The sequence below is a fragment of the Cyclobacterium sp. SYSU L10401 genome (genome assembly GCF_010993705.1).
Lineage (GTDB): Bacteria > Bacteroidota > Bacteroidia > Cytophagales > Cyclobacteriaceae > Cyclobacterium.
The window spans coordinates 332,940-358,066 of the sequence record NZ_WOFO01000001.1 but is presented as its reverse complement, the minus strand read 5'-3'; the positions used below and the strand labels follow the sequence as shown (position 1 = coordinate 358,066).

General features: G+C 47.0%; 17 protein-coding genes and 2 tRNA genes. 12 read left to right on the top strand and 7 right to left on the bottom strand.

All coding sequences use genetic code 11. The features are described 5' to 3' along the window. The first annotated feature begins 92 nt into the window (after window positions 1-92). From GL182_RS01455 to GL182_RS01440, 4 genes are all read left to right on the top strand, one after another. Window positions 93-956 (top strand): hypothetical protein, encoded by an 864-nt coding sequence (locus GL182_RS01455; protein WP_163377789.1) that lies wholly within the window; start codon window positions 93-95, stop codon window positions 954-956. Between the two features lie 293 nt (window positions 957-1,249). After that, window positions 1,250-1,456, top strand: a complete 207-nt coding sequence (locus tag GL182_RS01450) for a hypothetical protein (RefSeq protein WP_163377788.1) — start codon at window positions 1,250-1,252, stop codon at window positions 1,454-1,456. 157 nt (window positions 1,457-1,613) lie between these two features. Then, on the top strand, window positions 1,614-2,432 hold the full coding sequence (locus GL182_RS01445) for a hypothetical protein (RefSeq protein WP_240469507.1): 819 nt from the start codon (window positions 1,614-1,616) through the stop codon (window positions 2,430-2,432). A 251-nt stretch (window positions 2,433-2,683) separates the two neighbouring features. Then, a complete protein-coding gene (locus GL182_RS01440; RefSeq protein ID WP_163377786.1) occupies window positions 2,684-7,081 on the top strand; it encodes a malectin domain-containing carbohydrate-binding protein in 4,398 nt (1,465 codons plus the stop codon). A 178-nt stretch (window positions 7,082-7,259) separates the two neighbouring features. On the opposite strand, the gene GL182_RS01435 is transcribed toward GL182_RS01440, so the two are convergent. The 3 genes from GL182_RS01435 to mutS form a co-directional block, all read right to left on the bottom strand. Beyond that, a tRNA-Leu gene (locus GL182_RS01435) sits at window positions 7,260-7,343 on the bottom strand. 90 nt (window positions 7,344-7,433) lie between these two features. Beyond that, window positions 7,434-7,509, bottom strand: a tRNA-Gly gene (locus tag GL182_RS01430). 138 nt (window positions 7,510-7,647) lie between these two features. Beyond that, window positions 7,648-10,248, bottom strand: coding sequence for a DNA mismatch repair protein MutS (gene mutS / locus GL182_RS01425; RefSeq protein WP_163377785.1), 2,601 nt, complete (start codon window positions 10,246-10,248; stop codon window positions 7,648-7,650). 133 nt (window positions 10,249-10,381) lie between these two features. Here mutS and GL182_RS01420 point away from each other — a divergent pair, with 133 nt between their 5' ends. The 3 genes from GL182_RS01420 to GL182_RS01410 all read left to right on the top strand — a co-directional run bounded on the left by GL182_RS01420 (window position 10,382) and on the right by GL182_RS01410 (window position 13,019). Continuing rightward, window positions 10,382-10,921, top strand: coding sequence for an RNA methyltransferase (locus GL182_RS01420; protein WP_163377784.1), 540 nt, complete (start codon window positions 10,382-10,384; stop codon window positions 10,919-10,921). Between the two features lie 97 nt (window positions 10,922-11,018). Then, window positions 11,019-11,798 carry a copper resistance protein NlpE N-terminal domain-containing protein gene (locus GL182_RS01415; protein ID WP_163377783.1) on the top strand — a complete coding sequence of 260 codons (780 nt, stop codon included), beginning with the start codon at window positions 11,019-11,021 and terminating at the stop codon, window positions 11,796-11,798. A 69-nt stretch (window positions 11,799-11,867) separates the two neighbouring features. Continuing rightward, window positions 11,868-13,019 (top strand): DUF4221 family protein, encoded by a 1,152-nt coding sequence (locus GL182_RS01410; RefSeq protein WP_163377782.1) that lies wholly within the window; start codon window positions 11,868-11,870, stop codon window positions 13,017-13,019. A gap of 655 nt (window positions 13,020-13,674) precedes the next feature. Here the strand turns inward: GL182_RS01410 and GL182_RS01405 are convergent. The 3 genes from GL182_RS01405 to GL182_RS01395 all read right to left on the bottom strand — a co-directional run bounded on the left by GL182_RS01405 (window position 13,675) and on the right by GL182_RS01395 (window position 16,076). Further along, the gene (locus tag GL182_RS01405; protein ID WP_163377781.1) at window positions 13,675-15,372 is read right to left on the bottom strand and encodes a M56 family metallopeptidase; all 1,698 of its coding nucleotides are present in this window, start codon (window positions 15,370-15,372) and stop codon (window positions 13,675-13,677) included. Further along, entirely contained in the window at window positions 15,369-15,740 is a 372-nt protein-coding gene (locus tag GL182_RS01400) for a BlaI/MecI/CopY family transcriptional regulator (protein ID WP_163377780.1), read from the bottom strand. The genes GL182_RS01405 and GL182_RS01400 overlap by 4 nt, the downstream gene beginning before the upstream one ends. A 186-nt stretch (window positions 15,741-15,926) precedes the next feature. Further along, window positions 15,927-16,076: a hypothetical protein gene (locus GL182_RS01395; RefSeq protein ID WP_163377779.1), complete on the bottom strand. Its 150-nt coding sequence runs from the start codon at window positions 16,074-16,076 to the stop codon at window positions 15,927-15,929. A 344-nt stretch (window positions 16,077-16,420) separates the two neighbouring features. Between GL182_RS01395 and GL182_RS01390 the strand changes: the two genes are divergently transcribed. The 4 genes from GL182_RS01390 (at window position 16,421) to GL182_RS01375 (ending at window position 23,301) form a co-directional block, all read left to right on the top strand. Next, window positions 16,421-19,669 carry a DUF1553 domain-containing protein gene (locus tag GL182_RS01390; protein WP_163377778.1) on the top strand — a complete coding sequence of 1,083 codons (3,249 nt, stop codon included), beginning with the start codon at window positions 16,421-16,423 and terminating at the stop codon, window positions 19,667-19,669. 11 nt (window positions 19,670-19,680) lie between these two features. Then, a complete protein-coding gene (locus GL182_RS01385) occupies window positions 19,681-21,135 on the top strand; it encodes a DUF1501 domain-containing protein (protein ID WP_163377777.1) in 1,455 nt (484 codons plus the stop codon). 11 nt (window positions 21,136-21,146) lie between these two features. Continuing rightward, entirely contained in the window at window positions 21,147-22,214 is a 1,068-nt protein-coding gene (locus tag GL182_RS01380; RefSeq protein WP_163377776.1) for a 6-bladed beta-propeller, read from the top strand. Window positions 22,215-22,698: 484 nt separating this feature from the next. Next, window positions 22,699-23,301 carry a Uma2 family endonuclease gene (locus GL182_RS01375; protein ID WP_163377775.1) on the top strand — a complete coding sequence of 201 codons (603 nt, stop codon included), beginning with the start codon at window positions 22,699-22,701 and terminating at the stop codon, window positions 23,299-23,301. 118 nt (window positions 23,302-23,419) lie between these two features. Here the strand turns inward: GL182_RS01375 and GL182_RS01370 are convergent, their stop codons facing one another. Next, window positions 23,420-23,647: a DUF433 domain-containing protein gene (locus GL182_RS01370; RefSeq protein WP_163377774.1), complete on the bottom strand. Its 228-nt coding sequence runs from the start codon at window positions 23,645-23,647 to the stop codon at window positions 23,420-23,422. 225 nt (window positions 23,648-23,872) lie between these two features. On the opposite strand from GL182_RS01370, the gene GL182_RS01365 reads away from it, so the two are divergent. Beyond that, window positions 23,873-25,111: a DUF6786 family protein gene (locus GL182_RS01365; protein WP_163377773.1), complete on the top strand. Its 1,239-nt coding sequence runs from the start codon at window positions 23,873-23,875 to the stop codon at window positions 25,109-25,111. Window positions 25,112-25,127: the final 16 nt, after the last annotated feature.

Sequence of the window (25,127 nt, the reverse complement as noted above, 5' to 3'; positions counted from 1 at the left end):
AGGTCAGGCTGTAATGTGGAACCTCCTTTAATGGAGGAGTATTTTTGAAAGAACAACTATTAAGGTCTTATTCTATTAATATTACGGATAAAATGAAAAAGTTAAAATTCTGTATTCCCCTACTACTATTTGTTTCTTGTGAAAATTTTGAAACTTCACAGGATAATATCCTCCCTCAATCCCAATCTTATATGGATGAAATCGAGGAACTCATGAGTTTTTATGAACATGGGTTTGATTTAACCTTTGAGATTCTCGACAAAAAAATGAACGAGTCCAAATCTGTTGATCCTTATGTTAAGGGAGAGGAACTGTTTATTAATATCGTCAATATGATGGCCAAGGAAATGAAGGTCTTCGAAAACAGCGAGGAACATGAGCTCCACGTTGGTTTTGAAAGAATTATTGGTATTGGAAACAATAGCCAAGGCCGGACCCGAGGAGATTTGTTAAATTGGGATAATTCCTTCTCATTACAACAAAAAGAAATTTTGACTCCCTTTATAAACGCTTTGGAGTATACGGATAACCCAATAATTGCTAAAAATATGGCCCATTCCTTGCAAGACCAGATAATAAATTCACCCTCTTTAAATTATGAGGAAAAAATATCCCTATTGTCGATCAGTTCCGGCACCATTGTCTTTTCCGATTTTGTTCTTAATGACGGGATAGAAAAATTGAAAGAAAGGTTGATTATCGATTATGATGGCGAAGTACGAACCCTAGGTTGTTCTGTAAATACCAGAAATGTTTTACTTGCCGGTGTTGTTGGTTTGGGCATAGGAGGAACTCGGGGTGCGGTAATTGGATGTACTGGAGGTACAGTTGTATTTCCAGTGTTGGGTACAGCCGGGGGTTGTGTTGGCGGTGCAGTATTTGGGGGTGCTTTAGGTTATATAGAAGGTATTGGAGCAGGTATAGTCTCAGAATTGCTAGGTAGTTGTTTCAGATAATTTAAAGAAATTGAAAAAAATGTTGAAGTTTTTGTCAAAACATATGATTGGAATAGTTTCAATGAGCATTTTGTTCATGTGGCTCATGCCTTTTGGTACTTTCAGAATGACTCAATTTGGTTTCTATCTTAGTATTGCACTTGCAGTTAGTTTGGAATTCAGTATTAAGTTCTTTCTAAAGAAATACCAAAAGGATTACATGGGTAAGAATAAGTAAAGGACATAATGCTTTACTAGTTCATTATGGGTAGGCCAAAATTTTGGGAAGTTGTTTTAGATAAACAAATTCGACAATGAAACCAATTATTAAAGTTGTATTCAGTCTTCCTTTTGATATCGTTTGGATGTCAGTCCTGTTTATGTGGCTGATGCCATTTGGTACCTTTGATTATTTGCAAGTGGAATTTTATCTATGCATCCTACAGGCCACCACGGTATCGGTAATTACCAGGCTTCTGTTGAAGAAATACCAGAAAGACTACATGGGTAAAATAAAATAGAACGCTGGAAATCCGATCATAAAAACCCGCCAAACTATGAACACCAGGCGGGTTTTTTAGCTATTTTCCCGGAAATTTACTGAAACCCATGCACCGAATTATTTTTCTTTCCGCCCTAGCAATCTGCCTTTCCTGTAAAGTCGCCAATAAAAACAGCATGATGGCACAAAACCCCTCCCCCATGGAGGAACACATCCGCCCCCATGGCAGGGTGGACGACTCGGGGTTTGATGGAAAGAAAATTCCCCTCCCGGGCATTTTTGACAAAGACCCTCTGCTATTGATGCGTAACGACTTTTCTCAGGATTCGGTAAACCTGCTCATTCATTTTCATGGCGAGGAAAGCGTGGTAGCCCATGCAATGGCAGAAAATGAGGGCTGGGCAGCTGTAGCGGTAAACCTGGGAAATGGATCCAGTGCCTATGGAGAGCCGCTGAAAGCTCCGGAACGCTTTGACTCCCTGCTACAAGCTGCCCGGCAGCACCTGCAGCAGCCCATCCGGAAGCTGTACCTGTCCGGCTTCAGCGCCGGATATGGAGCCATTCGTTCCATTTTAAAAACCAGCAACTACGCCATCATAGACGGCGTAATGCTACTGGACGGCCTCCACGCCAGCTATATTCCGGCCCAAACTCCGATCTCCAGGGGAGGGCGCATCAACCATGAGGACCTGTCGGCATTTCAAAAATTGGCAGAAGACGCTACCTCCGGTACCAAGGCATTTGTTTTTACCCATAGCAGTATTTTTCCCGGCACCTTTGTGAGTACCACTGAAAGTGCCGACTTCCTGCTGGCAGCTACGGGTACTCCCCGCAGGCCTGTTCTGAAAGAAGGGCCACTTGGCATGCAGCAGCTGGGCGAATCGACCCAAGGAAAACTCAAAATTCTCGCCTTTGCCGGCAATACCGCTCCCGACCACATCGACCACCTGCACGGATTGTTCCATTTTATCCGACTTCTTGAACATAGAAAATAATCCATCTTCCCAAGCCTACTAAATAAAGGGCAGAACTACTCCCTTGAGGTTCCTTTCGGGTTTTCGACAGATCTTAACTCCGGCATTCATCCTGTTTACCAATACTTTATGATAAAAACACATGTTTCTATCTGACCAGAATCATCTTTTTTATTTGAATTTTATTTCTTAGTTTTATTAGGTATAAGTAGCATTTTAAGCCTGAAAAATAAGGCTTGACCACATTTTATCAGAAAAAACCAATACTTCCATTGAATGGTAATTTGTCGCAACATTCTAATGGAAATAGCAGTTGGGAGGGAACACCTATCCAGAAGGGTTGGGAGTGGCGGGAAAACCTGAATAAATTTGATCTTGACCCTTTTCGCAGGAATAAACTGCTTCTTTTTCCACCTTCATTTACCCTACTCGTCATGAAATCCGCCTTACTCCCGCTTATCTTCATTTTATTTGCCTGCTTTCCGCTCCTTGCACAGGATATTCCTATTGATCCGTCCTTCCATTACCTGGACAGAAATACCGGGACGGGCTTTGACGGTTCCTTAGGTGACTTGCAGATCCTGGATGATGGAAAGCAGTTGGTGGGTGGTAGTTTTGCTACCTACAACGGCAAACCTGCCAGTGGACTTGTCCGCCTGCTTTCAGATGGGCAGATAGATCCAGCCTTTCAAACGGGAACCGGCTTTCAAACTACCGAAGGAGAAAATCATTTTGTCAGATCCATACAGGTTCAGTCAGATGGCAAATTGTTGGTTGGTGGAAAGTTTACTGCCTATAATGGTTTGGAGGCCAACAGGTTGATACGCCTAAACCCTGACGGCAGCAGGGATCTTTCCTTTCAGATCGGTGTAGGGTTTGATAAGGAGGTAACGACAGTAGTACTCCAATCAGATGGAAAAATCCTGGTTAGTGGTCATTTCACAAGCTACCAGGATGAACCAGTTCCCTCCCTGATTCGGATACATCCCGATGGATCCCGGGACCCTTCGTTTAACCCACAAAGTAATTCGGAAAACCTTACCAGGATTTTTGCCCTTCAGGAAGACGGAAAAATTCTGGTAAACGCCGGGAATGATTTTTTTCGCCTGCATCCGGATGGCTCTCTTGACGCCAGCTTTCAACTTGCAGTACCCTTTGGAGAAACGTATACAGATCCCGATTACGGAACGATAGATTATCAATTTGACGTATACTCCATTCTTTTGGAAGAAAACGGAAAAATCTGGCTTAGTGGATTCATGCAAAAAAGTCTGAAAGGGATGGTATCGCAACTGCGTTTGTTTCCGGATGGCTCGGTAGACGAATCCTTTTATTCCCCAAACGAAGAAATTGGCTTTGCTGACCTCCGTCCGTATTATTTTGTAAAAGGCGGGGATGGATTTGTTTATACATCCAGAAGCCCCTATGCCGGTACACTTCGGGAACTGCAACGCATCCTTCCTGATGGAAGGCAAGACGGGAACTTTGTACACCCGGAGGAAATTCCCTCGGATGAGTTGCAGTCCCTGGGTAAGCGCTTGGGTTTTCAGACGGATGGCAAACTCCTTGTGGGAGGAATCAGGAACGATCAGACCGTGATGTTCCGTTTCAATATGGATGGGTCCCTGGACCGAAGCTATAATCCCTTTCCTGAATTTAACCAGGAAGTTCACACCCTGACCCTTCAGGCAGATGGAAAAATCCTGGTCGCTGGAAAATTCAGCCGCTATAACGGCAGAGTCGCCAAAGGTCTGGCCCGCATTCATCCCGATGGTACATTGGACGAGTCCTTTGATGCTGGAACAGGTCTGTATCATCCTTTTTTCGAACCGAGCCTTTCGATCCTCCCACAGGAGGACGGAAAAATACTCCTCTTTGGCAATTTCACATCCTACAATGACTCCCCGGCCGGAGGAATAGTCCGGTTACTCCCTGATGGAAAAAAGGACATGGAGTTTGATGCAGGCTCTGGATTTGATCCAGGTTCTAACTTTCCGGCAGCTTTACAAAAAGATGGTAAAATTATTGTGGCCGGAGAGGATTTTAACGGGGAACCCATTCCTGGCCTGATCCGGCTCAACAGCGATGGCTCAAAAGATACCTCCTTCGATATCGGATCAGGATTTAATGGGGCCATTGTTAGCCTGGCCATTACGCCCGAAAACAAAATATTGCTTGCTGGCAATTTTACTTCCTTCAATGGCCATCCAGTAAAACTGCTCACCCGGCTGAATGCTGATGGCAGCCTGGATACTTCTTTTAAAGTAAACGAGCAACTGGACATTCGTCCGGAAAAGCTTTTGGTACAAAAAGACGGCAAAATCCTGTTGGCCGCGTCGGATGGTCCTACGGGTGACGAATCCTCACTGATCCGCCTGCACCCGGATGGCTCCCAGGACAGGGGTTTCAAGGCAGGAATTGCTGCAAGTGGACATATGGAACTTTTTACCATTCAACCGGACGGAAAGACTTTACTTAGCTGGGGCAAATACAGTCAACCGCACATACTGACCCGATTGATGCCGGATGGCAGCGTGGATCCTACACTGAAATTGGACTATGATTTTAATGGTGAGATTAAGACGATGGCGGTCGATTCGAAAGGAAATCTCCTGGCTGGTGGTTCGTTCACCTCTTTCGAGGGTATAAATGCCTACCGCATCGCACAAATTCCGGATATAGTGAATCAACCCCCCGCACTGGACAATGTATTCCGAATCAATGCCGGTGGTCCCTACCTTTATCGTGGATCGGAGGTCTGGCTGCCCGACACCCGTTTTTCAGGGGGAAACACCTATTCCAATCAGGTTCCCATTTCCAATACTGAAAACGATGCCTTATACCAAACCGAGCGCAATGGTGATTTCAGCTATGAAATACCGGTACCGAGACCGGGGCAGTATACATTGGAACTGCACTTCGCAGAAATTTTCTGGGAACAACCCGGCGCACGTTTATTTGACCTCAAGGTGGAAAATGACCTTTTTAGAACCAATATTGATTTGGTTAAGGACATAGGTTTGAAAAAGGCCAAAGTGGTACGGATAGAGGACCTGGAGGTAAGGGACGGCCACTTGAATCTGGAATTTATCAGTCGAAAGGACCGGGCGAAAATTTCAGGCATCGCCCTGTACAAACAAGCCCAAAAAGAAACCTCCGAAGATATATGGATCAATGCCGGAGGCGAGGCACTTTACTACCTGGGGACGGAGTGGTTGTCTGATCGATATTACCTGGGCGGGAAAACCCATTATGACAATTCCAGGTCTATTAGCGCAACGGACATGGATGAATTGCACCAGTCCGAGCGGTATGGGAAATTTAATTATCACATTCCTGTTCCAAAGGCCGGAAAGTATCTGCTCGTGCTCTACCTATCCGAAATTTTTTGGGAAAAAGAAGGAGAGCGGGTATTTGATGTGCTGATTGAAAACGGGCAATCAGAACTGAAAAACCTGGACCTGATCAAGCTGACCGGAGAACCAAACCATGCTTACATGTTGAATGCCGGAACAGTGGAAGTCATGGACGGAACATTCGATTTGGAATTTACACCGACCATTAACCAAGCTAAAGTTTCAGGAATACGCCTGGCACCGGTTGATCCGGATACCGGCGCACCTGCAATTTCCCAACCGGAAGACCAAACCTTAAATGAAGGACAAAAATGGTCTTATCAGTTAGAAGCCTATTCCCTTGTTGACGGAGAAAACCTGCATTATTTTGCAGAAGGTCTTCCTGAATCCTTAAGTTTAGACCCGGATACCGGTCATATTAGTGGAAGTGTTTCCACACCAGGACGGTACGAAATAGCACTTAAAGTGACCGACCAGCAAGGGTTTTCCGCCTACGCAGATTTTTCCATCACCGTAAATCCCCTGACAGTCGTACGACGGATCAATGCTGGAGGATTCTGGCTGGATGCTGGCGACATACAGTGGCAGGGCGATTTGCGCCATCCAACCGGTAGCATCTATTCCACCAATGCGGCCATTTCAAATACCGAACTGGACACCATCTACCAATCCGAAAGAAATGGTGACTTCTCCTACGAAATCAAGGTTCCGGCAAGAGGCGACTATACTGTAGAACTGCATTTTGCAGAAATCCACTGGACCCGGGAAAATGCCCGGCTGTTCCGCTATCAGCTGGAAAATGAACCCCTGAGCGAAATCATTGACCTGTACAAAGATCATGGAGGGGCTAATCATGCCTACGTCCGTACGATTCACGATGTTCAGGTAACCGACGGATACCTAAGTCTTGAAATGATCACGGTGAAAGACCGGGCCAAACTATCGGGCATCGTAGTGTACCGTCAGGGCACGTTGGCTTCTGCGGCCAGGATGGCTACGGAATCCCAAATGGGAGAACAACAAGAATTCGGGGAATCAAACAGCGAAGAGGAGATTGAAGTGGTTAATCTGTATCCAAACCCCGCCAGGGACCATCTTAACCTGGAATTCGAAGCAAAAGAATCCGGGGTATGGAGCTTTGAGCTGGTCAATTCATTGGGTGTTTCCACTTACCTGGACAGGGTAAACCTGGAAACGGGCCGACACCGGCTGGAGTTTGACCTGTCCGCTTACCGATTTAGTGCCGGAACATACTACCTGCGAATGGAAAGCGAACGGGAAGCTAGCAGGGTCCTTCGGGTAATCCTTTATTAACCTACTAACTGAATTTAAGCGTTCCCGTAAGCAGCGGCAAAAAAGAGGCGACTGCTTACGGGGATTTTTGGTAAATATCGCTTCATTTTATACGCTACCGCCTGAATATTTAATAGCCGACGGAGAAAAAATAAAAAAAGCCTCCCATGTCTGAGAAGCTCTATTTCGCCAAAATTTGTACCAGGAGCGGGAATCGAACCCGCACGGCCTAATGGCCACAAGATTTTAAGTCTTGCGTGTCTACCTATTCCACCATCCCGGCATCCTTAGAAAGCTCAAAGTTAGGTAAAATCCCGGATTTTACCCTTACCATTACTCCCTAAAAAAGAAAGCCCTGCATCAGGGCTTTTCTTGGAGCGAAAGACGAGATTCGAACTCGCGACCCCGACCTTGGCAAGGTCGTGCTCTACCAGCTGAGCTACTTTCGCTGGTCTGTTAAGTAATACGAAAAGTCTTTTCTTTCTGTATTTGTGACTGCAAATTTACGCTATAATTTCTATTCTCCAATAATCCTCAGGAAATTTTTACATCCTTACGCCTAGCTCCCTGAGCCTAAAGCGACTAGACTATTCTAAAATTTTCTTCACTTCATTCAGTTTCAACAAGGCCTCCACCGGAGAAATGGTATTGATGTCCAGGGATTCCAGCAAGTCCCTGGCCTCCTTAAATTTAGGATCGATCTCAAAAAGACTCAACTGGTAATTGTTTTTGGGCATATCTTTCATCTTTTCCTGATGCTGCTGCAACTGCTTGTCCTTTTCCAGGTACTTCATGATCTCTGCAGCCCGCAACACCACCGGATTGGGCATGCCGGCCATCTGCGCTACGTGTATTCCAAAGCTGTGTTCGCTCCCCCCCTTTTCCAGCTTCCGCATAAATATCACTTTGTTTCCGATCTCTTTGACAGAAACATTGAAATTCTTCACTTTCGGAAAATCATTGGCCAATTGATTCAATTCATGGTAATGGGTGGCAAAAAGGGTTTTGGCCTTGCACCTGGGATGGTTGTGCAGGTACTCTACAATAGACCAGGCTATGGAAATCCCGTCGTAGGTGGACGTTCCCCTACCGATTTCATCCATCAGCACCAGACTGCGGTCGGAAAGGTTGTTCAAAATACTGGCTGTCTCGGTCATTTCCACCATAAAGGTGGATTCTCCCTTGGACAGGTTATCGGAGGCCCCCACCCGGGTGAAGACCTTATCCACCATGCCTATGCGGGCGAAAGAAGCCGGGACAAAGCTCCCCATCTGGGCCATCAACACGATCAGGGCCGTCTGCCTGAGCAAAGCAGATTTACCGGCCATATTGGGTCCGGTGATGATGATGACCTGCTGGGAGGAGTTGTCCAGGTAAATGTCATTGGGCACATATTCCTCTCCTATGGCCAGTTGCCTTTCGATCACCGGATGCCTGCCATCCCTGATTTCAATGGTATCTGAACTGGCTATTTTCGGGGCACAGTAGTTGTTTTCTGCTGCCACCTCCGCAAAGCTCAACAGGCAATCCAAAGCCGCCAGCACCCTGGCATTTTGCTGGATCTGGGTCACATAATCTCCGGCATCCTGTACCAACAGCTGGAAATACTTCTGCTCCAACGCCACCAGCCGCTCCTCAGCATGCAGGATCTTTTCCTCATAGGTCTTCAATTCCTCCGTAATGTATCGCTCGGCATTGACCAGGGTCTGCTTGCGGATCCACTCTTCCGGCACCTTGTCCTTGTGGGTATTGCTTACCTCCAGGTAGTAACCAAATACTTTGTTGAAGGCCACCTTCAGGGAGCTGATACCCGTGCGCTGTACTTCTCTTTGCTGGATTTGGACCAGGTAATCCTTACCGGAAGTCGCCAGCTTGCGGTATTCATCCAGATCCCCATCCACCCCGTTTTTGATGATGCCTCCCTGATGCGTCAGCATGGGTGCATCTTCCATCAACTCCTTATCTATTTTCTCCAGCAGGTAGGAGCAGGTATTCAGTTGATCGGCCAGTTTTTTAAGAGAGCCATGTTGTTGTTTTCCCAGCAATTCCTTGATGGGCAGGGTACTTTTCAGGGCCTTTTTAAGGTGGTTCATTTCCCGGGGATTGATTCTGCCCACCGCCACTTTGGAGATCAGCCTTTCCAGGTCTCCGATATGTTTGAGATGCGAAAACAACTCCTCTCGCAGCTCAGCCTGCTGGTAAAAAAAATTCACTGATTTTTGCCTTTCTTCTATGGGCTCTTTTTCCTTTAAAGGCAATACCATCCACTTTTTCATCATCCGGCTACCCATGGGAGTTTGGGTCCTGTCAAGAATTTGTATGAGCGGAACTCCCCCCTCCTGTTGGGAAAAAATCAATTCCAGGTTGCGGATGGTGAATTTATCCAACCAGACATATTTTTCCTCCGCAATCCTCGAAATGGAGGCAATATGCCTGACTTCCTTGTGTTCGGTTTCCTCCAGGTAGTACAAAACAGCCCCTGCAGCTATGGTCCCCAATACCATATTTTCTATGCCATACCCCTTCAGGTTATTGGTCCCAAAATGATTGACAAGTTTTTCATAGGTATACTCCTGCTGGTACACCCAGTCTTCACAATGAAAGGTGGTAAAATCATTTTTCAGCAGGGCTCCTGCTACCGTCCGGGAAGCTTTGGAATGGATCACTTCGGAAGGATTAAAACTCTGCAGCAGTTTTTCTATGTAGGATTGGTTACCCTGCGCACACATGAATTCCCCGGTAGAAAGGTCCAGAAAGGCAATTCCAAGCTGTTCGCCCTCAAAGTGTATGCTGGCCAAAAAGTTATTTCTCCGCTTATCCAGTACATTGTCGCTATAAGCCAGACCAGGAGTAACCAGTTCCGTTACACCTCTTTTCACAATGCCCTTCACCTCCCTGGGATCTTCCAGCTGGTCACAAATGGCCACCCTGTTTCCTGCCCGCACCAGTTTGGGCAAATAGGCATCCAGGGAATGGTGGGGGAAACCCGCCAGTTCAATGTGGGAAGCCGCACCATTGGCCCTTTTGGTCAGTACTATATCCAGAATCTTACTGGCTTTGATGGCATCCTCTCCAAATGTCTCATAAAAATCCCCTACCCTGAAAAGCAATATCGCTCCGGGATGTTTTGCCTTAATGGCATTGTATTGTTTCATCAAGGGGGTTTCTTTCACTGCCTGTTTAGCCATGTGAGCATCTCGTTTTATCAAATAAATCCTGAATTTACCTCTTCCTTAGGATAAACAAAAATAAGGTAAAAAATAAGGGCTTTCTAATTTTTCAGCCAGCACTTATCTTTACATCTTTAAACCCTGTCCGAATATGAAAAAACTTAGTTTAGATGAACTCAACCGCCTTTCTGTTGAGGCATTTAAAAAAGCAGATAAAAATCCCATTGTACTGGTACTGGATAACGTACGCAGTTTGAACAATGTAGGTGCTGCCTTCCGTACAGGAGATGCCTTCCTGGTCGAAAAAATATTCCTATGTGGTATCACCGGCACACCACCGCACCGGGATATTCACAAAACAGCCCTGGGTGCTACCGAATCCGTGGCCTGGGAATACCGCGAAAACACCATTGAGCTTATCAGGGAGCTCCGGCAGGATGGTTACCAGGTTTGCGTGCTGGAGCAGGCATCCCATAGCATCCCCTTAAACCGCTTTCATCCAAAGCCCGGGCAGCCTTATGCCCTTGTTTTCGGAAATGAGGTTTTTGGTGTACAGGAGGATGTAGTCCTTGCGGCAGACCATGTGCTGGAAATTCCCCAGCTGGGCACCAAGCATTCCCTCAATATTTCTGTCACAATTGGCATTGCCTTGTGGGATCTGGTCTGCAAAACTGAAGGATTGCAGAAGTAAAATGATGCGATATAAAAAACATTGATTTCATTTACCAACTTTGCCTTAAATGTACCGTTTATAGGAAAAAGTATTGGCTGAAACCTATTCAAAACCAATGAAAACATTGCTTTCTGTACTTTCGGTTTTTTGTTTTATATGTATCCTCAGTGGTTGTAAAACCCAGCAATCCCTGCCTGTGGGAGATACCAGTGAAAATGCCCTGGATTGGGAAGGAACCTACGAAGGCACCCTTCCCTGCGCTGACTGCGAAGGGATCGCTACCTCCATCAGCCTGGACCGCGAGGGGAAATACGTGAGAACCACCCGCTATCTGGGAAAAAGCGAGGAAAAATTCCGGCAAGAAGGCCGCTTTGAGTGGAATCCAGCTGGCAACACCATCTCACTATCCGGGGTTGATGATGCCCCAAACCAGTACCTGGTCGGGGAAAATCAACTTTTTCACCTGGACAGTGAAGGCAACCGGATTACCGGAGCGTTGGCAGCCAACTATGTGTTGAAAAAGGTAGTGGCCAAAACTAACCACCCCTTGCTGGATGCCAAATGGGTGCTCACCGATATGGAGAAATTTCCGGATGAAGACTGGAATGCCGGGGAGATCTTTGTTTTTCTGGAGGAAGAAAGTAGCCGCCTGCACGGGTTTGGAGGCTGTAATAACTTTTTCGGCGTATATGAGCTTAAAACCGGAAATGGACTGGAACTGGGAAAGATTGGCAGGACCCAAAAATACTGTCAGGACGAAATGCAAGCCGAAAATTTCTTTTTCGCCTATTTGGAACAGGTGCGGTACTACCTGGTGGAGGGGGATACGCTGGAGCTAAGGGATGAGAGCAACAAGCTGCTACTTACCTTTACTAAAAAGTCCGGAGATGATTAAAAAATCTTTTAATTTCTTAGGAAATTTAAAATTTATCGGCTAATTTTTTAGTCTCAAATTTAACTACCGATGAAAAACTCCTTAATTTTGGGCCTGTTTCTGGCCCTCGCTTCCTGCCAATCTTCTGGCAATGAATCCGGATCTGGCCAGGAATTTGACGTCCAACTGGACACGGTTATGATCCATCCGGGCGAAGAGATCCTTTTTTTGAATTGGGGCCTTGGGCAGGCCAAACTGAGCCCGGATAAAAAATACCTCTATAACTTCAATTACCAGGAATATACCATAGAGAAAATCGACCTTGACGAACTGAAATTTGTCCACAAAATCACCCTGGACAAAGAGGGGCCGAACGGACTGGGAGCCAACTTCCGCAACCTGGAGATAATTGGTGACGATCGGTTTTTATTTTGCAGTTACGGTCAGGACAATATCGTAAACGATCAGGGTAAAAAAATGGAGCAATTTGATCTGGGCAAATTGGGAGAGGGTTCCGGAGAAATGGAAGAAGGCGATTACATTCAGGTTCCCTTGAGCATCAGCAGTGAAGGGCATCGCTTTGCCGGAATGGTGACCAATTGGGAAAAGAAAACGGCAAAACTGGTGGTCATTGACCGGGAAGAAAACCAAGTGACAACCTTTCCTGCGCCTGAAATTGAGAAAGCGGCCAAATTTGAAATCATGCTCAATGACGGGGAAATGAGAATGGGGCTGGGCACCTACCGGTTTGGAAAGGTAGAAAATGGAAAGCTTATTTTTGGAACCGGGGTAGGACATGAGCTTTATGTACTGGATCCAGAGGCTGAAGAATTCCGCCTGGTAAGCTATGCCAGCGAACTCCTCCCTCCGGAAAAGAGCGGAGATTATCCGGCAGAGGTGAGTAGTCAAAACGAAATGCGTGTCATTCACGAGAAAATCCAATCTGATATCAACTTTGCCGCTCCGGTTTGGGACGAAAAAAAGCAGGTATACTATCGCCTGGCTTTCCAGATGGAGTTTGATGACTCGAAACCCATTCCTGAAGGGCGCTTTATGCGGGAAACCAGTGGGGCAACTGTCTTCCTGACCGTTTTGGACAAAGATTTCAATCTGCTTAGTGAAGGGCGACTTATCTCAATGAACAAGTATCCTCCTTTTTATTTTGCCAAAGACGGTAAGCTGTGGCTCTTCGAAAATCTGGAGGATGAAATGGGTTTTGTCCGAATGGATATTTCCTGGTAAGGGGAATATGGAAAGGCATTGACCTTTGGGGTTTTCCCAACCCCGTCTTTTCGCAAACCGTACACGAAAAAAACCAAGCCCTGAAGGGGCGAAACATCCAAACGCAGGGTGAAGCCCTGTGATCGCATGGTGGATCCCGTAATGCTAAGCCCTGAAAGGGCGAGATATATTCCTCATCAAGGAAGGGACTGTTCTGTGCGTTAAAATTGCTTGTCCCCTATGGGCTTTTTCAGATAAACGAAAATATTCCGCCCCTACAGGGCTTGTAGGGACCGATTTCTCTTTCTGCAATGGGCTGCACCCATCGCTATAGTATTATGCCCCTTCAGGGCTGGGAAAATGAGATTTTAGACATCAAACTACCGGAAAAGGTTACCAGGATATGGTTTAAAACTACATCCCTTAAATCTTTCGCTTTACCGGTGTCAGGTATTTGTAATGCGGGCACAATGAGACCGTACAAGAAATGAATATCGTCTTTATTTGCGGCTGGTTTTAGCCATTGCAAATGGCCTTGTCCCATTTCTTATTTGTTTACATCAGTGAAGATAGCAGGGGCCTGCACAAAAAAACCGTCGAGGTCTCGAAGACCTTAACGGCTATTGGCACTTCAACCAAACCTCCTCCAAAAGAAATCTTCATTCAACTTTTTTAATTAAATGCCAGGCAAAAATGTCCTGCTTACCTTTTTCCCCGCATTACTAAAAATTAAAACCGGGAAGGTATTGTCGCTATCATTCTTTTTACGGTTCATGTTCTCTATGTCTTCCTGGGTATAATCTATTAACCGTAAATGATGGAAAATTGAGGCTTCAAAATTTGACGGTATGAAACTGGAAAATTTTTCTTCCATTTTAGCAGCTTGCTTTAACCAATAATCTACCCGAACCCTGAAATCGTTCGGATATTCCGCTTCAATGGAATGGACTATTTTCCTGGATTTATAATATTTCTCATTATAATATTCATGGGTCAATAAAGTGACCTGGTAAGCAGCCTTCTTCAAAAAGCCTTTCTCTTCCGTTTCGCGTACCGAAAACAGGGCGAAGTCTGCCGGCTGATAATCATTCAAATCGGTTTCTTTTATTTCCCTATCATCAATGGTGAATGAAATATTCTTGGTGTTTTTCCATCGGTCAAAAACATCATCCTGAATATTCTTTTTATCGGGTGGCCTTTCAAAATAAATACTCGTTTTCACTTCCGGATAGGCATGCTGCAAGGCTTCCAGTTTCTCAAATGCCAGGGCATCAAAAAAGGGAAATGATGTACTTTTCTGTTTCTCCTGCTCATCCATGGAGAGGTAAGCACTTCGAAGGGCCGGAAGGTCCAGTTTATTCAATTCCAATTCAAAGGGATTTCCTTCCTTGAATGCGCTGGCAAGGATTTGCTCATAATCATTTGCTGTATGGTTTTGTTGGGTCCTTTCAAAGGAGCTTTGGCCGGAGGACAAAAAAACCATCAGGAATCCCGCCAAAATAACACTGATTGATTTGAACATCATGGTCTTAAGGTAGGCGCTGGAATGGCCCATCATGATTAACCTTCTTTTGGTGGCGGAGAAATTGAACGGACTACTGATCGATAAAGCAGCCTCGTTCCCTGAAATCTTATGGAATAAAAGCCACTGGTAGGCAGCTTTGTTACGGAATTTGGTAATTACAGCTGCATCGGCCAGAAATTCATGATTCAGCTGCATCGCTTTTTTGTAAAGCAAAAAAACCGGGTTAAACCAAAAGACAACTTTTAGCACCTCCACAAACAATATGTCCCAACTGTGCCGCTGCCGAATATGGGTCAATTCATGAAATAAAATCTCTTTTTCTATGGTCTTATACTGGAATGATGCTTTATCGACAAATAGAAAATGTAAAAAGGTAAAAGGCAGGGTATTTTCCCTCAATAATACGTAGGTACAATCATTTGCTTTCAGGGTAAGATTATTGCGAATCATCCGCATTAGCTGTTCCAACTGAATAATAAACCGGACTAAAAAAAAGAAAAGACCAGACAAATAAATCCCCATTAATAGGGTATTCCAGGGGACAACAGTATCCGATTGTGCAGGAAGGGGAGCTTCCACTCTACCTTGTTGCCAACTTTGCGGTGGGGAGGTATCGTTTCCTGAACTTATTTCACTGCTGAATGCAGCAGGCACCTTTTCCGGAAATAAATCCTCTCCGATGTGAAAGCTAAAGTTTACCTGAAGAAAAGGCACCATCAGGGAAAAACAGAGCGCAAAAATCAGGAAAAAACGGTTGAAGCCAAACATGCGCTCCTTCATCAAAAAAAGTCGATAAAAAGCATAAAAGATAAGCAAAGCAATCGTAGCCTTTAGGATTAATGTGATCATGGCTTTTGGGATTTAAGTTGTTCCTCAATAATTTTTTTTAGTTCCTCCAGTTCTTTTGTGTCCAATGCTGTCTCTGTTGTAAAAAACGAAGCAAATTGGGCCGGTGAATCATTGAAAAATTTTTTGATCATGGTATTCACTTTTTTAGAAAAATAGTCATTCTTGTCTACCAGGGGAAAGTAAGCCCGGGAGTTGCCAAATACCTCAAAGCGTATGGCCCCTTTTTCCTGCAATCTTTTGAGTAAGGTAGCAACGGTTGTGCTGGCAGGTTTGGGCTCCGGGTAGGAGGCGAGTATATCCTTCATAAACGCCCTGTCTTTTTCCCATATCAAATTCATAAGTTGTTCTTCGGCATTTGAAAGGTTCATTTTCTATATTTTTAGAGTTATCTCTACAAACATAGAAAATAAAATATATTTAACAAAGATTTCTTGAATTTATTTTTATAGTTACACTTTGCTTAGAAAAACAGATCCTGACCTTTGGGGTTTCCCTAACCCCGAAGGTCTCTCCGCAGAACGTACACCAAAAAAACTATCGAGGTCCCAAAGACCTCAACGGTTTAGGATGTCACCCCCCGGATCCACCCAGAAAGAAGCCGGTTCTTCCAGTGGAAATACATGAATCAATTGGGTGCTGAGCTCGGTTCGGTCAATTCCGGATACTTCAAACAGCACTTCAAAATACGGAGGTACTTCCCCCAATCGCTTGGCGATTTCAGCTTCAATGGATTGCCGCAGTGCCGCATCGGTGAAATTTTTAAGGCTTTGCGTCGCTCAGGTATCCCAAAGTCCACCGAATAGGTAAACGGTATTCTGGTTGGGGCCCGGAAATTTGGCCATAAATCCGTAATCGGTATGGTAGCCATCCGGATCCCCGGTGGGAGAAAAACAGCCTTCTCCATCCCGTACTTTTCTTTTATTTCTTAAAGATAATCAATAACTTTAACAGTTAACAAAACGGTTTTTTGCCTTGCATTGCCCGGATTTTTCCAAGTATATTTGGAAAATACCCAAAAGTCAAAAAACCAGTAAAATTCCCAATAGCCATGAAAAGTCGCCGCTTCAAACATCTTTTGCCGCTCATCGCCTTGCCCCTGGGCTGGGTCGGCTGCGGCTGGGAAACGCCGGAGAAAATCCAGGAGGTATATAAGGAGCTACCGGAGGCCATCGACTTCAATTACCACGTGAAGCCCATCCTTTCCGACAAATGCTTTGCCTGTCATGGCCCGGACGCAGCCAATCAGGAAGCCGACCTCCGGCTAGACCGGGAGGAATTTGCCTTTGCCGCACTAAAAAGCAACACGGGTAATCATGCCATCGTGCCCGGAAAACCCGGTAAAAGCGAGCTGGTAAACCGTATCTTATCGGAGGACAAGGAACTGGTTATGCCTCCACCGGATTCCAACCTCAGCCTCAGCACGGAGGAAATTGCCATCCTCACCAAATGGGTCGAGCAGGGTGCCGAATACAAACCCCACTGGTCCTTTATCCCACCAGAAATAGCGGAGCAGCCAAACCTCGAAACCAATGATTGGGCACGGAATGAAATCGACGCTTTTGTGGCCGAAAAGCTGCAGGCCTCCGGCTTGCAAGCCGCTCCTGAGGCAAGTAAAGAGATGTTGATCCGTCGCCTGAGTTTTGACCTGACCGGGCTTCCCCCCAGCCTGGAGGAAATCCGGCAGTTCGTTTCGGATACTTCCGAAGATGCCTATGAAAAACTGGTGGACCGGCTGCTTGCCTCCCCAGCCTACGGGGAACGCATGGCGGCCGACTGGATGGACGTGGCCCGCTATGCAGATTCAGACGGCTACCTGGATGACAAACACCGGGATTTCAGCCCCTACCGCGATTGGGTGATCGAAGCTTTTAACCAAAACATGCCCTACGATCAATTTATTACCTGGCAAATTGCCGGAGACCTGATCGAAAATCCCAGCCAGGAGAGCATACTCGCTACCGCCTTTAACCGGCTGCATAAACGAAACTCAGAAGCAGGCATCGTCTTTGAAGAGTACCGTTCCGAGTACGTGGCTGACCGCACCAATACCGTTGGGAAAGCCATACTGGGGCTGAGCATGGAGTGCGCCCGGTGCCACGACCACAAATACGATCCCATCAGCCAGAAGGATTATTTCGAGTTTTCCGCCTATTTCAATAGCACCAACGAACTGGGAACAGCCGTCTACGGCCCGGGACAGGTACCCGGTCCTTCCCTGCTGCTAACCAATGAGGAGCAAGATAAACTTTTGGACTACCTGGACGAGCAAATTCGCACCACGGAATCCGAGCTACAGGAATTGGCTGAAACGGACCCGACTGCCAGGCAGCCCAGCCCAGTATCTTTGCATGCGGGTCTGACGCAGCTGCAAACCCAGGGCCTGGTGGCTTCCTACGATTTTGACCAATTGATACCACAGCCGGATAGCAAGTCCTTTAAAAATCCGGGCTGGTCAGGAAACCCGGGGCCGGCACTCATACGCGAACCCGATATTGCCGAAGGAGTACGCGGTAAGGGCGTCTTTATCAACGATTTTACTACCCTTTCCCTTCCCGAAAAAGTAGGCTGGTTTGACCAAACGGATCCCTTTTCCGTTTCCCTCGCCGTCTTTCCTGATACCCTTTACAAAGAAGCCGTCTTGTTTACCCACTGCGAAGATATCCGGCTGGGGCTGAAAGGGTACTCGCTGTTTCTGGAAGACAACCGCCTCAATTTCATCATGGCCTACAGCTGGCCCACCAATGCCCTGCAGGTAAAAACCCGGGATCCCATCCCGCCAAAAGAATGGTCCAATATCAATATTACCTACGATGGCATGGGAAAGGCTTCCGGTATCGGCATTTACCTGAATGGAGAAAAAGTGCCGGTAGAAGTGGAAGCAGATCACATTTACAAGTCCATCCTGTTTGAACCGGATATCCATACCTATGGCTTTAGAGGCTTTGTACTGGGTGTGCGGGACAAGATGAAAACCTTTCTCAACGGAGGCCTGGACGAGTTGAAAATTTACAAGCGGGAGCTGACCGCGCTGGAAGTACAATTTGCCAACGACCCGGTAAAAACAAAAAACCTGATCGAAAACCCGCAAAATACCTCCGAGCGGGAACTGATCCGTCAGCATGTTTTTAATTCTACCAACGAGCAGGCCAAAACGTTGCAAAAACAGGTTCGGGAAAACCGAAAGCAACGGGCGTCGCACACCAACGACATCCCTGAAATCATGGTGATGGGCGACCTGCCGGAACCCAGACCCACTTATATCCTGGACCGGGGCCTGTACAGTGCCCCTACCGAACAGGTCTACCCCAACGTTCCGGAGGCGGTCTTGCACGACGAATCCTCCGATTACCCGCAAAACCGGCTTGGCCTGGCCCAATGGCTGATAGAACCAAAAAACCCACTGACCGCACGGGTATTTGTCAACCGCCTCTGGCAGATGCATTTTGGCAAAGGACTGGTAAAAACCTCGGATGATTTTGGCAACCAGGGCAGCTTGCCCAGCCATCCCGAGCTGTTGGACTGGCTGGCGGTGACCTTTCGCGAATCCGGCTGGGACATCAAAAAAATACACAAGTTGATAGCGATGTCGGCCACTTACCGGCAATCTTCCAAAACCCGTCCCGAATTGCAGGAGAAAGATCCGGAAAACGTTTTGTTGGCCCGGGGCCCCAGCTTTCGCATGACGGCAGAGATGATCCGGGACAATGCCCTGGCCATAAGCGGGCTTTTGGCCCCCAAAATCGGCGGTGAAAGTGCTTACCCCTACCAACCGGAAGGGCTATGGGACGAAATCAGCACCAAGTCCTGGCGCTACCGCTACCTGCAGGAACCCGGAGAAGGACTGTACCGCAGGAGCCTTTACACCATTTGGAAAAGAACCTCCGGTCCCCCTTCCATGATGATATTTGATGTAGGGGACCGGGCAGAATGCAAAGTAAAACGCACCGAAACCAGTACCCCCCTGCAAGCCCTGGTGCTGCTGAATGATTCCCAATTTGTGGAAGCTGCCCGGGTGACGGCAGAAAGGCTGATTGAAACATACGAGCCGGAACAGCGTCTTGAAAACGCCTTCCAATTGAGTACCGGCAGACAGCCGAACCCCAAAGAAAAAGAGATTTTACACCAGTTTTATACCGAGGAGACCGACCGGTTTTCCCGAAATAAAAATGAGGCACTGGCCTATTTAAGCACGGGGAGTCATCCTACCAAACCGAACCAGGATCCCGTTCAGGTGGCAGCCCTGGCTGCCGTGATCAACGGCATCATGAATACCAGCGACGGATATACCATTAGATAAACACGAAGAAAATGAGTCGATACGATCATACCGAATTTGGAGAAAGCAGAAGGGGATTCTTAAAAAAAGCCTCCCTGGGCTTTGGATCCATCGCCCTTTCCAGCCTCTTGGGACAAACGGGAGCCTTGGGTGGAAGCCTGGGAGATCCGGGACTGGGAGGCATTTTGAATGGAACCCATTTTCCCGCCAAAGCAAAACGCGTGATCTACCTTTTTCAATCCGGTGGACCCTCGCAGCTGGAAACTTTTGACTATAAGCCCTCCCTGGCCAAATGGCACGGGAAGGAAATCCCCCCTTCCGTGCAGGGCACCCAGCGAAATTCGGGTATGGTGGCCGATCAATCCACCTTTCCCCTGGTGAAGTCGATCTATGATTTCAAGCAATACGGACAATCCGGAGCTTGGGTAAGCGACTTGTTTCCCTACACATCACAGGTGGTGGACGAGCTCTGCATCGTCAAATCCATGATTACCGAAGCCATCAACCACGAACCCGCCGTCATGTTTATGCAGACGGGCTCTCAGCTAAGCGGTCGACCCTCCATCGGCTCCTGGCTGAGCTACGGGCTCGGCAGCGACAACGAAAACCTGCCCAACTTTGTGGTACTGCTATCCAAGAGTTCGGGCGCCCAACCGCTGAATTCCACTGCCTGGAGCAATGGATTCCTGCCTTCCCACCATCAGGGCATCCAATTCCGATCGGGCAAAGACCCGGTGCTGTACCTCAACAATCCCCACGGCGTACAGGACCATGACCGGCGACGGGCCCTGGACCATATCCGGCAGTTGAACGAGCAGCAATTTGATATCTGGCAAGACCCGGAAATCCAATCCAAAATCAGCCAATACGAAATGGCCTACAAAATGCAGAACTCCGTTCCGGATGCGGTGGACACCTCCAACGAACCGGATTACATCTACGAATTGTACGGAGAAGATGCCCGGACCCCCGGCACCTATGCCTCCAATTGCCTACAGGCCAGAAGGCTGGCTGAGCGGGACGTAAAATTTATTCAATTGTACCACATGGGCTGGGATCAGCACGGCAATTTACCAAAAGGCATCAAAAGGCAGGCACTCAGCACCGATCAGGCTACGGCGGGCCTAATCCAGGATCTGAAACAGCGAGGGCTGCTGGAAGACACCCTGGTGGTCTGGGGAGGAGAGTTCGGACGCACCAGCTTTTCCCAGGGCAGGCTGACGGCCGACAATTACGGACGGGACCACCATCCGGGATGTTTTACCATGTGGATGGCCGGAGCCGGGGTAAAAAAAGGCATGGTCTATGGAGAAACGGACGAATTCAGCTATAACGTAGCCCAAAACCCCGTTCACGTGCATGATTTTCAGGCCACTCTGCTTCACCTGCTGGGTATCGACCACGAGAAACTTACCTTCAAACACCAGGGCAGGCGCTTCCGGCTGACGGACGTTCACGGCCAGGTGGTAAATGATATCCTGGCCTAAACCAACATACAATGCGCAGCCGAAGAAAATTCATTCAGCAATCAATCGCAGGAAGCACCACGTTGATGGCATCGGGGCTACCCCTGTTTCATATCCTGCCCAGCCGTCCCAAACTGGAGGAGGAAGTATTAGGCCATGGCGATTTCCGGTATCGGGTAGAAAAAAAATGGAGCCAGGCGGAGTCCAGCCGCTTTCCGGTCAAAAACTGTCACGAGATGGTGCAGGATCAGAAAAACCGGTTGATCCTCCTTACCGATCATCCTCAAAACAACATCCTGATCTACGAGCCTTCGGGAAGGTTAGTGGATAGCTGGACCTTGGATTTTCCGGGTGCCCATGGATTGACCCTGTCCGATGAAGGAGGGGAACAATTTTTATTCATCACAGACACCGGCCAGGGAAAGGTGGTCAAATGCAGCCTGGACGGCCGGGTGCTACTGGAACTACCTCATCCCGCCACCATTGGTGCCTACGATGAAAAACTACCCTACCGGCCAACGGAAACGGCCATCGGTCCAAACGGTGACATCTACGTGGCGGATGGTTACGGGGCGCAATTCATTTTGCAATTCGACGCGGGGGGAAAATTTATCCGGAAATTTGGAGGCGACAGTTTTCTGCAGCCCGATAAATTCAAACAGGCGCACGGAGTGGCCATCGACTACCGCAGTCCCGGTGATCCTACGCTACTGGTTTCTGCCCGCATCAAAAATACCTTCAAACGATTTACCCTTTCCGGGGAGTATTTGGAAGAACATTACCTGCCGGGAGCCTTTATCAGCCGGCCGGTGCTGGACGGAGAAAACCTGTATTCCGGGGTCTGCTTTGGCATGACGGAGGGCAATTATAACATGCAACTGAACAGGGGATTTGTGACCATTCTGGACAAGGAAAACCGGGTAATCTCCAATCCGGGAGGTACGGAACCACAATATGAAAACGGAAAATTGACACTTATGCTACAGGATCAGCCGGTATTCCGGCATTGCCACGATGTTTGCCTGGACCGGGACAAAAACCTGTATGTTTGCCAGTGGAATGCCGATGGGGTGTATCCGTATAAGTTGCACCGGGTTTGATTTTTTACCCTTTGGCAGGTACGACGTTTTTCTCAGGTATTTTACACAGGGCGTCAACGTTGATTACAAGGAACATCCAGTGATGGTTGAATACCTTGTCTTGTGTGCCTAAGCCTGTCTATTACATGGTCTGATCATGTCATGGTAAGATGGCATGTATTAACGAAGCACTTTTATGGGGCTGCATTGTACATCTGCCGTTCGACACTAAAATGTAGGACAGCCCAGCTCCTCGGAATTTGTAATTCCGTGGTACAGATACAGGGGATTTGTAATCCCCGTAATTGCCAAAAGTAACACACGGTGAATAGGTTTCGGAAAGCAGAACCGAACCGTTTGTTTGATCAGGTGATGGTTCGATGATGCGATGAATCGGGCTGTTCGGTAGTTGCAACGCCGATTCCGAATTGTCAGGTTTTTACTTCTGGCGGATTTGCCCAAATCTTTTTATCTTTAGAAACAGTTCTCAATTGGTATAGCAACTATGGAAAAGCCCCAAGATAACGTCAAAGAACCCATTGCCGGTTATGGACACTATTCCTATGCGGATTACCTCTCCTGGCAGTTGGATGAGATGGTGGAGCTGATCAAGGGAAAGGTCTTCCGGCAGGCCGCCGCCGCCCCAAGGCGGATTCACCAGGAAGTCTCGATGATATTGGCTAACAGGTTTTATGAATTTTTGAAAGAAAAAACTTGCAAAGTATATCCGGCACCCTTCGATGTGCGGCTTCCGGTAGTATCAAGGCGACACGAGGATATTGACACCGTGGTGCAGCCGGATCTTTGTGTGGTCTGTGATCCGGAGAAACTGGATGAACTGGGCTGCATGGGAGCCCCGGACCTGATCGTTGAGATCCTCTCTCCGGGAAATAACAAGAAAGAGATTCAATTAAAATACGAAGTGTACGAAACCTCCGGTGTGAAGGAATACTGGGTGGTTCATCCCGACGAGCGTACCCTACTGATCTATACCCTGGAAGCCGGAAAATACCGCCCTTCCCGGCTGTTTACTTTTGGGGATCGGGTAAGGTCACAGGCTCTTCCTGGTTTTGAATTGGATCTGGATGAGGTGTTTGGGGAGTTGTAAGTTCAGGGTTTTAACTTTTTGCCTTTTATTGTAGGTAACTACCAAAAAAAGGAAGCTGAAAATTGGTTGGGGATAAATTTTAATATTTTGTGAGAAATATTTTGATCGAACAAAAACTTCATACAGCTAATTGTAATATCCTGTTTTCCCTATCAGCTGCAAAACTTAATGCAGCATAGATATCTTCTTCAGTCAATTCGTCAAAATCAGCAATGATATCCTGAAACGTCATTCCTGAGGCCAGCCAACCTAAAATATCACTTACCATAATCCGCATTCCCCTTATGCATGGTTTACTTCCACGCTTTCCCGGTTCAATGGCGATTATCTGTTTGTAGTCTACCATGGCGCAAATCTTTTTTGTAAATATACACCATTTAATACTTTCAATAGGTATCCGAAAGACACCGCCAGTTCAGGAATTTGTTTTTTCGATTTGTAAATTCAAATTTTCATATACTCAATATGAGTAATAATCCTCCTGTCAGTTGAAGGAACCACTACGAGCCCTATTGGATAATCTGGGTTTAATGGTATAATTGCGTATAGAATGACTATTAATTCACCCGAAATGAACAAATCCCCCCTTATTTTAGCTTTTCTCAGCATTTTAATCGTTACTATCGCTTGCTCAGCGCCTAAAAACCGTAATCAAACCTCAGAAGATGTACCAACTCATTTTTTGCAGGATAAAACGTTTTTGGAAAAATACGATCCGCAACTTATCGAGCTGAGTACGGAAGACAAACAGGCCAAAGTCCTGGTATCCCCCAAATACCAGGGCAAGGTTTTTACTTCCACCGCAGCAGGGGACGATGGAGAAAGCTTTGGCTGGATAAACTACGAAGCATTTGAAGGCCCCCTGGACAAGCACATGAATGCCTATGGAGGCGAAAGCCGCCTATGGCTGGGACCGGAAGGAAATACCTTCTCTTTATTCTTCGAACCAGGGAAAAAAATGGAATTTGAAAACTGGCATACCCCTGCAGCCATCGACCACGAAGCCTGGGAAAAAATCGAGGCGGGCCCCAGGGACGTATCCATGGCCAGATCCACATCGATTACCAACTATCAGGGCACCGAGTTTGCATTGAAGATCCAACGGACCATTACCCTTCTTGAAAAGGAAGGTATTATAGCTAACACCGGATTAACGGCCGATGTCTCCTCCATCAAAATGGTAGGATATGAAACCATCAATTCCATTCAAAATACCGGAGACTTTCCATGGACCCGAGAAACCGGAGCTCCCTGCATCTGGGTGTTGGACATGTTCAAACCCAGCCCGGAAACCACTATTGTGCTACCTCTCCAACCAAACGAAACAAAAGCAGGCCTCACCACCAACTATTTCGGAACGATTCCGGAAGAAAGAATAGCCATCACCAACAACCACCTGTTCCTAAAGGCCGATGGCCAAAGCAGAGGGAAAGTAGGTGTCTTTCCCGAAAGAGCCCTTTCTATGGCAGGCAGCTACGATCCCCTCCACAAGGTGTTGACGATTACTACCTTCGATATCGCTCCTGAATTACCCTACCTCAATCAGGAATGGAACACCGAAGCCGATCCCTTCAAAGGAGATGTGGTCAACGCCTACAACGACGGACCATTGGAGGATGGTAGCCAGATGGGGCCGTTTTACGAATTAGAGAGTGTTTCTCCCGCTGCCTTTCTTTCTCCGGGCGAAAGCATGGAGCATTTCCACCATGTATACCACTTTACTGGAAACGAAAATGAATTGGATAAAATCACCCGGCAATTACTGGGGATTTCCATCGCTGAGATAAATGGGGTATTTAATCCGAAATAAGCAATTACTTTCAAGC